This window comes from Cupriavidus sp. FW305-46 (assembly GCF_058787075.1).
This window is the reverse complement of record NZ_JBYSZI010000114.1, coordinates 1-9,655: the sequence shown is the minus strand read 5'-3', so window position 1 is coordinate 9,655 and position 9,655 is coordinate 1. Positions and strand designations below refer to the sequence as shown.

Below are 9,655 nucleotides of genomic sequence, written 5' to 3'. Positions count from 1 at the left end.
GTGCGGCGGTCCTGGCCTGCTGCCAGTCGGGCGCGCCGACCAGCACGATGATCTCGCGCGAGACCCCGTCGGCCAGCGCTTTGCGGATCGGTCAGCCGCGCGCGGGTGGCCACGATACCAGCCTTTGCACCGGTGCGTCCTCACCGCCGGCAAAGCGCCGGGGCGGCACGCATCACGGTATCCAAAACAATTCAGAGAAGGTGTGCGAATGAACCGCATTGCGAAGATTCTGGGTGTCCTGGCTTTGGCCGTTCCTGCCGCCGCCCTTTCCGGAATGGCATCTGCCGCAGAGCAGGCCGCCGCAAAGGCTGACCCGGCCAAGGGTGAAACGCTGTACACGCAAGGTGCCCCCGACCGCAATGTGCCCGCCTGCCTGAGCTGCCACGGCGCCGCCGGCAACAGCGCTGCCGCCGCCAACCCGAAGCTGGCCGCCCAGCATCCCGAGTACGTCCACAAGCAGCTGGCCGACTTCAAGTCCAAGGCACGCAACAACGCGATCATGGTGCCGATGGCATCGGTACTGACCGACGAGGAAATGCGCAACGTCGGCGCCTACCTGGCCAAGCAGTCGCTCAAGCCGGCCACCGCCAAGAACAAGGACACCATCGAAGCCGGCCAGAAGATCTACCGCGGCGGCATCGCAGCCAAGGGCGTGCCCGCCTGCGCCGCCTGCCACGGTCCTACTGCCGCCGGCATCCCCGCCCAGTACCCGCGCATCGGCGGCCAGTGGGCGGACTATACCGAGGCACAACTGGTGGCATTCCGCCAGGGCACCCGCAAGAACAACCCGGTCATGACAACCATCGCCGCCAAGATGTCGGATGCCGAGATCAAGGCGGTGGCGGATTACGTCGCCGGCGTTCGATAACGATTCCGCGACTCCGCTGGCGCCCGCCAGGCGCCGGCGCGTTGGTTTGGCGGTCCCCCGTTCCGGCGGGGGGCCGCGGCATGCAACCGAACGCGCCTGTCACAATCGAAAAGGGTGGCCTGCTTGCCAAAGCAGGTCCGCCCTTTTTTCATTTCCAGCCGCACGTTGTTTTAGGTTTCCCTGCACATGTCGACCGCTTCCACTTCAGGGCTGCACCTGAAGACCTCTCACCGCGTGCTGCGCGACGCGGTCGAATTGTTGTCCTCGATGCGCTTCGCGATCGCGCTGCTGACGGTGATCTCCATCGCCAGCGTGATCGGCACCGTGCTCAAGCAGAACGAGCCGTATCCCAACTACGTCAACCAGTTCGGGCCGTTCTGGGCCGATGTGTTCCACACGCTGTCGCTGCAGAAGGTCTACGGTTCCTGGTGGTTCCTGCTGATCCTGGCCTTCCTGGTGGTGTCGACCAGCCTTTGCCTGATCCGCAATGCGCCCAGGATGGTGGCGGACATGCGCTCGTGGAAGGACCATGTGCGCGAGCGCAGCCTGCGCGCCTTCCATCACCGCGGCGAATTCGACGGCGCGCGCCCGCGCACCGAGGCGGTGAGCCGCCTGTCGGCGCTGCTGCGCAACCGCGGCTACCGCCTCAAGGCGGTCGAGCATGACGGCGCCACGCTGCTGGCGGCCAAGGCCGGCGCGGCCAACAAGGCCGGCTATATCCTGGCGCACACCGCCATCGTGGTGATCTGCATCGGCGGCCTGCTGGACGGCGACCTGCTGATCCGCGCGCAGATGTGGCTGGGCGGCAAGACCCCGATCAGCGGCAACGCGGTCATCAGCGAGATCCCGCCGCAGCACCGGCTGTCGGCGAGCAACCCGGGCTTTCGCGGCAACGCCTACGTGCCCGAGGGCTCGACCGTCTCCACCGCGATCCTGAACATTTCGGACGGCGCGCTGGTGCAGGACCTGCCGTTCGCGATCACGCTCAAGAAGTTCAAGGTCGATTTCTACGAGACCGGCATGCCCAAGCTGTTTGCCTCGGATGTGATCGTGACCGACCGCGCGACCGGCAAGCAGACCGAGGCCACCATCAAGGTGAACGAGCCCCTGATCGTCGACGGCATCGCCATCTACCAGTCCAGCTTCGAGGACGGCGGCTCGCGCCTGAAATTCGTCGGCTACCCGATGCAGGGCAGCGGCCACGCCACCTTCACCATCGATGGCGCGGTGGGCGGCAACAAGCCGCTGGCGGGCACCGGCACCAGCGCCGACAGCGATGGCCTGACGGTCGAGTTCAGCGACTTCCGGCTGATGAATATCGAGAACGTCACCGATGCCTCGGGCAAGCCCGACGCGCGTGGCGTGGCGCGCAAATCGTTCAACGAGACCCTGGAAAAGCACCTGGGCGCCGCCGCCAGCACCGACCGCGCCAAGACGCTGCGCAATGTCGGCCCGTCGGTGCAATACAAGCTGCGCGACCGCACCGGCCAGGCGCGCGAGTTCAACAACTACATGGTGCCGGTGCAGATGGACGGCCAGTCGGTGTTCCTGGCCGGCATGCGCGAATCGCCCAGCGAACAATTCCGCTATCTGCGCATCCCCGCCGACGACCAGGGCAGCGTGGCCGACTGGATGCGCCTGCGCGCCGCGCTGCAGGACCGCGCGCTGCGCGGCGAGGCCGCGCGCCGATTTGCGCTGGCCTCGATGCCAGGCGATGACAAGGTCGACCTGCGCCGCCAGCTGGCCGAAAGCTCGCTGCGTGCGCTCGACCTGTTCGCAGGCGCCACGCGGCCTACGCCGGATTCGCCCCCGGGCGGCTTCACCGCGATCGCCGCGTTCCTGGAGAAATCCGTGCCCCCGGCCGAGCAGCAGAAGGCCGCCGACGTGCTCCTGAAGATCCTGAACGGGTCGATGTGGGAGCTGTGGCAGCTGGCGCGCGCCCAGGACAAGCTGCCGGTGGTAGCCAACAGCGCCCAGAGCGGCACCTTCCTGCAGCAGGCCATCAACGCGCTGTCGGACAGTTTCTTCTACGGCGCGCCGGTGTTCCTGCAGCTCGACGACTTCAAGGAGATCAAGGCCAGCGTGTTCCAGCTGACCCGTGCGCCGGGCAAGAACATCGTGTATCTTGGCTGTCTGCTGCTGGTGCTGGGCGTGTTCGCGATGTTCTATATCCGTGAGCGCCGGGTCTGGATCTGGGTGAAAGACAAGCCCGCCGAGGGCGACACCGAGCCTGGCAGCCATGTGCTGATGGCGATGTCGACCCAGCGCCGCACGATGGATTTCGAAAAGGAATTCACGGCGCTGCGCGACGATATCGGCCGCGCCGCAGGGGGCCGCAGCGAGGCGCCCGAGCCCGCCGGCACCCCCCACTGAATTGAGCAGGTACGCTATGTCCTCAAATGTGAACCAGGCCGGTCCCGCCATGCGCGGCACCACGCGCGCCGACACCGGCGCTGACGAGGCCTATCTCGAACCTTCCTTCCTGCGCCGCCTGACCTGGGTGGACTGGCTCTTTGCGCTGGCGCTGGCAGTTGGCGCCGGCGTGGCGCTGTCGCAATACGGGCAGTGGATGGACGGCTACGACAAGGCCGTGCTGATCGGCGCCGTGCCTGCGTTCGCACTGCTCGGCTGGCACTGGAAGGCGGTGCGCCCGCTGATGCTGGCGCTCACCGCGCTGTCGCTGTTCGCGATCCAGCTCTACCAGGGGCAGCTGGCGCGCGCGGACCAGGCCTTCTTCCTGAAGTATTTCCTGTCAAGCCAGTCGGCCATCCTGTGGATGAGCGCGCTGGTGTTCCTGTCCACGCTGTTCTACTGGCTCGGGCTGGCGGCGCGCTCGAACACGGGCTACAGCATCGGCAGCAAGCTGTGCTGGGGCGCGGTGGTGCTGGGCTTCACCGGCCTGCTGGTGCGCTGGTACGAGTCCTACCTGATCGGCACGGACATCGGCCACATCCCCATTTCCAACCTGTATGAAGTGTTCGTGCTGTTCACGCTGATCACTTCGCTGTTCTACCTCTACTACGAAGGCCGCTACGCCACGCGCGCGCTGGGCCCGTTCGTGATGCTGGTGGTGTCGGCCGCGGTGGGCTTCCTGCTGTGGTACACGGTCAGCCGCAATGCGCAGGAGATCCAGCCGCTGGTGCCGGCGCTGCAAAGCTGGTGGATGAAGATCCATGTGCCGGCCAACTTTATCGGCTACGGCACCTTTGCGCTGGCGGCGATGGTCTCGGTGGCCTACCTGCTCAAGCAGCGCGGCATCCTGGCTGAACGCCTGCCATCGCTGGAGCTGCTCGATGATGTGATGTACAAGGCCATCGCAGTCGGCTTTGCCTTCTTCACCATCGCCACCATCCTGGGCGCGCTGTGGGCGGCCGAGGCCTGGGGCGGCTACTGGAGCTGGGACCCGAAGGAAACCTGGGCGCTGATCGTCTGGCTGAACTACGCGGCGTGGCTGCACATGCGGCTGATGAAGGGCCTGCGCGGCACGGTGGCGGCCTGGTGGGCGCTGGTCGGCCTGCTGGTGACGACCTTTGCGTTCCTGGGCGTCAACATGTTCCTGTCGGGCCTGCACAGCTACGGCGAACTGTGACGCGGCGCCATGCTGCAATGCAAAACCTGCCTCCGGGCAGGTTTTTTTCGTCTTTTTTCAATTTTTCTGGATGCCCATGGAATAAAGGCGTCACATCCGGTGTTTACTTGAGGAGCGGTGCCGGCTGGCGGTACCGGTTTGTATGGAGAACAAGATCATGGCACGTGTGCGTCTTACCACTGCAGCATCCCTCGTTCGTCCCGCCGCGCTCGCGCTCGGCTGTGCGGCTGTCCTGCTCGCCGGTTGTTCCGGCATGGGCCTGGGCGGTGGCGGCGGCGCCGGCAACTTGCCGCCCACGGTGAAGGTGACCAGTGGCGTGCTGACCGATCCGCAGGGCCTGACGCTGTACACCTTCGACCGCGACACCGCCGGCAGCGGCAAGAGCGCCTGCAATGGCCCGTGCGCCACCAACTGGCCGCCGCTGATGGCCGCGCCTGGCAGCAATGCGTCGGGCCAGTACACCATCATCACGCGCGATGACGGCGGCAAGCAGTGGGCGTACCGCGGCATGCCGCTGTACCGCTTTGCCAAGGACGCCAAGCCGGGCGACCGCACCGGCGACAACCTCAACAACGTCTGGCACGTGGCCAAACCCTGACGCTTCGGCAGCCACCGCAGCCACGGCATGGAAGGGTTTGACGGCCAGCTCGTCGCGCTGGCGCCGCGGCTGCGGCGCCATGCGCGCGGCCTCACCGGTGACGCGGCGCTGGCCGACGACCTGGTGCAGGACACGCTCGAGCGCGCGCTGCGCTACCGCTGGCGCTTCCGCCTGCGCCCCGGCGCCTGGTGGGGCGACGGCGCCGATGGCCTGCTGCCGTGGCTGCTGACCCTGATGCACCGCCTGCGCCTGAATACCGTGCGCAGGAAGGAACTGGTGGTCACCACCGAGACGCTGCCCGAGGTCAGCGCCCCCGCTGACGACCCCGGCCTGCGCCGCGACCTGGTGCAGGCGCTGGCGCAACTGCCGGAGGCGCAGCGCGCGGTGCTGCTGCTGGTCAGCCTGGAACAACTGACGTACGCCGAGGCCGCGCGCGTGCTCGATATTCCGCAGGGCACGGTGATGTCGCGCCTGGCGCGGGCGCGCGAGCAGATGCGGCGGCTGCTCGACGGCGCCGGCCCGGCCCGGCCTGCCGCCGCCAGCCCCCTGCAGCGGGTGAAATGATGTCCGCCATCCACGAAGCCGATCTACATGCCTACGCCGATGGCCAGCTTTCCGGCGCGCGGCGCGCCGCCGTGGAGGCGTACCTGGCGCAGCACCCGGAGGCGGCGGCACAGGTCGCAGTCTGGCGCCGGCAGGCCGATGCCCTGCACGGGGCGCTGGATCCCGTACTGAACGAACCCGTACCGCTCGCGGCCTTGCCGCCGGGGCTGCACGGAGATCGCAAGCGCAATGCCGCGCGAACCAAGCCGCGCTGGGCCATGGCGCTGGCGGCCACCTGCGCGTCGGTGGCGCTGCTGGCGGTGGGCGGCGCTCTCGGCTGGCTGGCGCATGACCGCCTTGGCAGCAGCACGCTGGTGCTGGCGCCCGGCGAGCGCTTTGCGCGCGAGGCGCTGGCGACGCATGCGGTCTACGCTCCGGAAATGCGCCACCCGGTTGAAGTCGCGGCGACGGAAGAGGCCCACCTGATCGCATGGCTGTCCAAGCGCCTGGGCACGGCGCTGCAGGTGCCGGACCTGCGCGCGCAGGGCTTCCACTTGATCGGCGGCCGCCTGGGCGTGGCCGAAGGCGGCCCGTCGGCCATCCTGATGTATGAAGCGGACGACGGTACGCGCCTGTCGCTGCAGCTGCGGCGCATGGCACAGGGCACGCCCGATACGGGCTTCCGCGTCGAGCGCATGCCAGGCGCAGGCTCCAGGCGGCCAGCCGCCGGCCGCGACCCGATGATGGCCTTCTACTGGATCGACCGCGACCTGGGCTTTGCGCTGGCGGGCCCGCTGGAACGGGCGCGGCTGCTCACGGTGGCGAAGGTGGTGTACCAGCAGTACCAGGGCGGATAGCCGCGCGCGAGGTGCCGGCGGCACATTGCGTGTGCCTGGCACCTCATGATCCGCGGCATTCCGACGCAGGCACAAAAAACTGTCAGGACTGGCCCGCACTCTCCGACCAAGGCCAGAGTCCAATCCTGCAAGCGTGTGGGCGCGACCGGCGCCGGCACGGCCAGGCAACGAGGAAAACCATGCTGATCCCTACCCCCAAATGGTTGCGCGGCGGCGATATCGCCGCCGGCGAGATCACGCCCCGTCACGTCTTCGAAGCGCGCCGCCGCGTGCTGGCGCTGGCCGCGGCCGGCGCCGCCGGCAGCACGCTGGCGCCGTGGTTTGCGCGCCAGGCCCTGGCGCAGGGGCAGCACGGCCAGAAGCTGGCCGCCACGCCCAACAACGCCTATGTCATCACCGACAAGCGCACGCCCTTCGAGGACGTCACCACCTACAACAACTTCTACGAATTCGGCACCGACAAGTCCGACCCGGCGCGCAACGCCGGCACGCTGCGCCCGCGCCCATGGCAGGTGTCGGTGGAGGGGCTGGTGAAGAAGCCCAAGGTCTATGACCTGGACGAGCTGATGAAGCTGGCGGCAATGGAAGAGCGCGTCTACCGCCTGCGCTGCGTGGAGGGTTGGTCGATGGTGATCCCGTGGATCGGCTACCCGCTGGCCGAGCTGATCCGGCGCGTCGAGCCGCAGCCTGGTGCCAGGTACATCCAGTTCATCACGCTGGCCGACAAGAAGCAGATGCCCGGCGTCAGCAGCGGCGTGCTCGACTGGCCGTACAGCGAGGGCCTGCGCATGGACGAGGCCATGCACCCGCTCGCGCTGCTGACTTTCGGCCTGTACGGCGAGGTCCTGCCCAACCAGAACGGCGCGCCGGTGCGCATGGTGGTGCCGTGGAAGTACGGCTTCAAGAGCGCCAAGTCGATCGTGAAGATCCGCTTTGTCGACAAGCAGCCGCCCACCAGCTGGAACCTGGCCGCGCCGCAGGAATACGGCTTCTATTCGAACGTGAACCCGGACGTGGACCATCCGCGCTGGAGCCAGGCTACCGAGCGCCGCATCGGCGAGGAGCGCGGCAGCGGCTTTGGCGCGTTGTTCGCACCCAAGCGCAAGACCCTGCCGTTCAATGGCTACGGCCAGCAGGTGGCGTCGCTGTACCAGGGCATGGACCTGAAGAAGTTTTTCTGATGCAAGGCGAGCGCATGGCTACCTCTTCCACCAGCGCCGCCGCCGTGGCGGCGCGCAAGCCGGCCGGCCTGGCCACGCTGTCGCCGCAGCGCGTGCGCGCGCTCAAGCTTGCGGTCTGGCTGCTGGCGCTGCTGCCGTTCGTACGGCTGCTGTACCTGGGCGCCACGGAGCAGTTCGGCGCCAATCCGCTTGAATTCGTGACGCGCTCCACCGGCACCTGGACGCTGGTGATGCTGTGCCTGACGCTGACCATCACCCCGCTACGCCGCCTCACCGGCTGGAACTGGCTGATCAAGCTGCGGCGCATGCTGGGCCTGTTCGCGTTCTTCTACGGCCTGCAGCACTTCCTGCTGTGGATCGGCGTGGACCGCGGATTTGACCTCGCCTACATGATCAAGGACGTGTACAAGCGGCCCTTCATCACGGTCGGGTTCACCGCCTTCATGCTGATGGTCCCGCTGGCGCTGACCTCGACCAACGGTATGGTGCGCTGGCTGGGCGGCAAGCGCTGGCAGGCGCTGCACAAGCTGGTCTATGCGATCGCGGTGCTGGCCATCCTGCACTACTGGTGGCACAAGGCGGGCAAGAACGACTTTGGCGAAGTGTCGATCTACGCGGCGGTGGTGTTCATGCTGCTGGGGATGCGGCTGTGGTGGCGGCTGCGCAAGCCCGCCGAGGGGGTGCGCCAGCCCGCCACGTAGGCGGGCCGGGCTTTGGGATTTAATCCTGCAGCAGGCGTTCGTCGCGGAACAAGTCCTCGACCAGTTCGCGCTCGCGCACCAGGTGCACCCTGGCGCCATCGACCATCACTTCGGCGGCGCGCGGGCGGGTGTTGTAGTTGGAGCTCATGGTGAAGCCGTAGGCGCCGGCCGACATCACTGCCAGCAGGTCGCCCGGCTGCACTGCCAGCGCGCGGTCGCGGCCGAGCCAGTCACCGGATTCGCACACCGGGCCGACGATGTCGTAGGTCACCGCTTGCGCGTCGCGCAGCACCACCGGCTCGATGCGGTGGTAGGCCTCGTACATGGCCGGGCGAGCCAGGTCGTTCATGGCGGCATCGACGATGCAGAAGTTCTTGGCCGCGCCGGGCTTGAGGAACTCCACCTGCGTCAGCAGCACGCCGGCGTTGCCCACCAGCGAGCGGCCCGGCTCGAACAGCACCTCGCGGTGGCCGTGGCCGCGCGCGGCCACGCGTTCCAGCAGCGTGGTGGCAAAGCCGGTGATGTCCGGCGGGGTTTCGTCGGTGTAGGTGATGCCCAGGCCGCCGCCCACGTCGATATGCTCCAGGCGGATGCCGTCGCGCTCGAGCGCCTCGACCACGTCCAGCACCTTGTCCAGCGCTTCCAGATAGGGCTCGACCTCGGTGATCTGCGATCCGATATGGCAGTCGATGCCGGTCACTTCCAGGTGCGGCAGCGCGGCCGCGGCGCGGTAGGTCGGCAGCACGTCCTCGAAGGCGATGCCGAACTTGTTGCCCTTCAGGCCGGTGGAGATATACGGGTGCGTCTTGGCGTCGACGTCCGGGTTGATGCGCAGCGACACGCGCGCACGCTTGCCCACGCGGCCGGCCACTTCGTTGAGGCGGTCCAGCTCGGGGATCGACTCGACATTGAAGCAACGCACGTCATGTGCCAGCGCCAGTTCCATTTCCGCCGCGCTCTTGCCCACGCCCGAGAACACCACCTTGCGCGGGTCGCCGCCGGCGGCCAGCACGCGCTTGAGTTCGCCGCCCGAGACGATGTCGAAGCCGGCACCGAGCTTGGCAAGCACCTGCAGCACCGCCAGGTTGGAGTTTGCCTTCATGGCGTACTGGACCTGCGCCTTGCGGCCCTGGCAGGCGGCGGCGTAGGCCTGGTAGGCAGCGGTCAGCGCCGCGCGCGAGTACGCATAGGTCGGCGTGCCGAATTCAGCAGCGATGCGCGCCAGCGGCACCTGCTCGACGGCAAGCGCGCCGTCCTGGCGATGGAAAAATGCGGTCATGGTTATCGGGTGGTGGAGGCGGCAGGGGACGAGGCCGGC

The 9,655-nt window shown here is 67.8% G+C and carries 10 protein-coding genes; 9 read left to right on the top strand and 1 reads right to left on the bottom strand.

Annotated elements, in window-relative coordinates; genetic code table 11:
* From AC3WON_RS30555 to msrQ, 9 genes are all read left to right on the top strand, one after another.
* A partial coding sequence (locus tag AC3WON_RS30555; RefSeq protein ID WP_492353425.1) for a hypothetical protein occupies positions 1-212 on the top strand: 212 nt, incomplete at its 5' end.
* Complete coding sequence (locus AC3WON_RS30550) at positions 209-868, top strand: c-type cytochrome (protein WP_010812367.1); 660 nt, start codon at positions 209-211, stop codon at positions 866-868. The genes AC3WON_RS30555 and AC3WON_RS30550, both read left to right, overlap by 4 nt.
* Before the next feature lie 186 nt (positions 869-1,054).
* On the top strand, positions 1,055-3,241 hold the full coding sequence (locus AC3WON_RS30545; RefSeq protein WP_492353424.1) for a cytochrome c biogenesis protein ResB: 2,187 nt from the start codon (positions 1,055-1,057) through the stop codon (positions 3,239-3,241).
* A 49-nt stretch (positions 3,242-3,290) separates the two neighbouring features.
* On the top strand, positions 3,291-4,457 hold the full coding sequence (ccsB, locus tag AC3WON_RS30540; RefSeq protein ID WP_492320449.1) for a c-type cytochrome biogenesis protein CcsB: 1,167 nt from the start codon (positions 3,291-3,293) through the stop codon (positions 4,455-4,457).
* Positions 4,458-4,614: 157 nt separating this feature from the next.
* Positions 4,615-5,055, top strand: a complete 441-nt coding sequence (locus AC3WON_RS30535; protein WP_011616154.1) for a COG4315 family predicted lipoprotein — start codon at positions 4,615-4,617, stop codon at positions 5,053-5,055.
* Positions 5,056-5,082: 27 nt separating this feature from the next.
* Positions 5,083-5,619, top strand: a complete 537-nt coding sequence (locus AC3WON_RS30530; RefSeq protein ID WP_492320431.1) for an RNA polymerase sigma factor — start codon at positions 5,083-5,085, stop codon at positions 5,617-5,619.
* Positions 5,616-6,455 (top strand): anti-sigma factor family protein, encoded by an 840-nt coding sequence (locus AC3WON_RS30525; RefSeq protein WP_492353423.1) that lies wholly within the window; start codon positions 5,616-5,618, stop codon positions 6,453-6,455. The genes AC3WON_RS30530 and AC3WON_RS30525 overlap by 4 nt, the downstream gene beginning before the upstream one ends.
* Before the next feature lie 179 nt (positions 6,456-6,634).
* Positions 6,635-7,636, top strand: a complete 1,002-nt coding sequence (msrP, locus tag AC3WON_RS30520) for a protein-methionine-sulfoxide reductase catalytic subunit MsrP (RefSeq protein WP_492353422.1) — start codon at positions 6,635-6,637, stop codon at positions 7,634-7,636.
* Entirely contained in the window at positions 7,636-8,337 is a 702-nt protein-coding gene (msrQ, locus tag AC3WON_RS30515; protein ID WP_492320428.1) for a protein-methionine-sulfoxide reductase heme-binding subunit MsrQ, read from the top strand. Before msrP ends, msrQ begins: the two co-directional genes overlap by 1 nt.
* Before the next feature lie 19 nt (positions 8,338-8,356).
* Here the strand turns inward: msrQ and lysA are convergent, their stop codons facing one another.
* On the bottom strand, positions 8,357-9,616 hold the full coding sequence (lysA, locus tag AC3WON_RS30510) for a diaminopimelate decarboxylase (RefSeq protein WP_492353421.1): 1,260 nt from the start codon (positions 9,614-9,616) through the stop codon (positions 8,357-8,359).
* Positions 9,617-9,655: the final 39 nt, after the last annotated feature.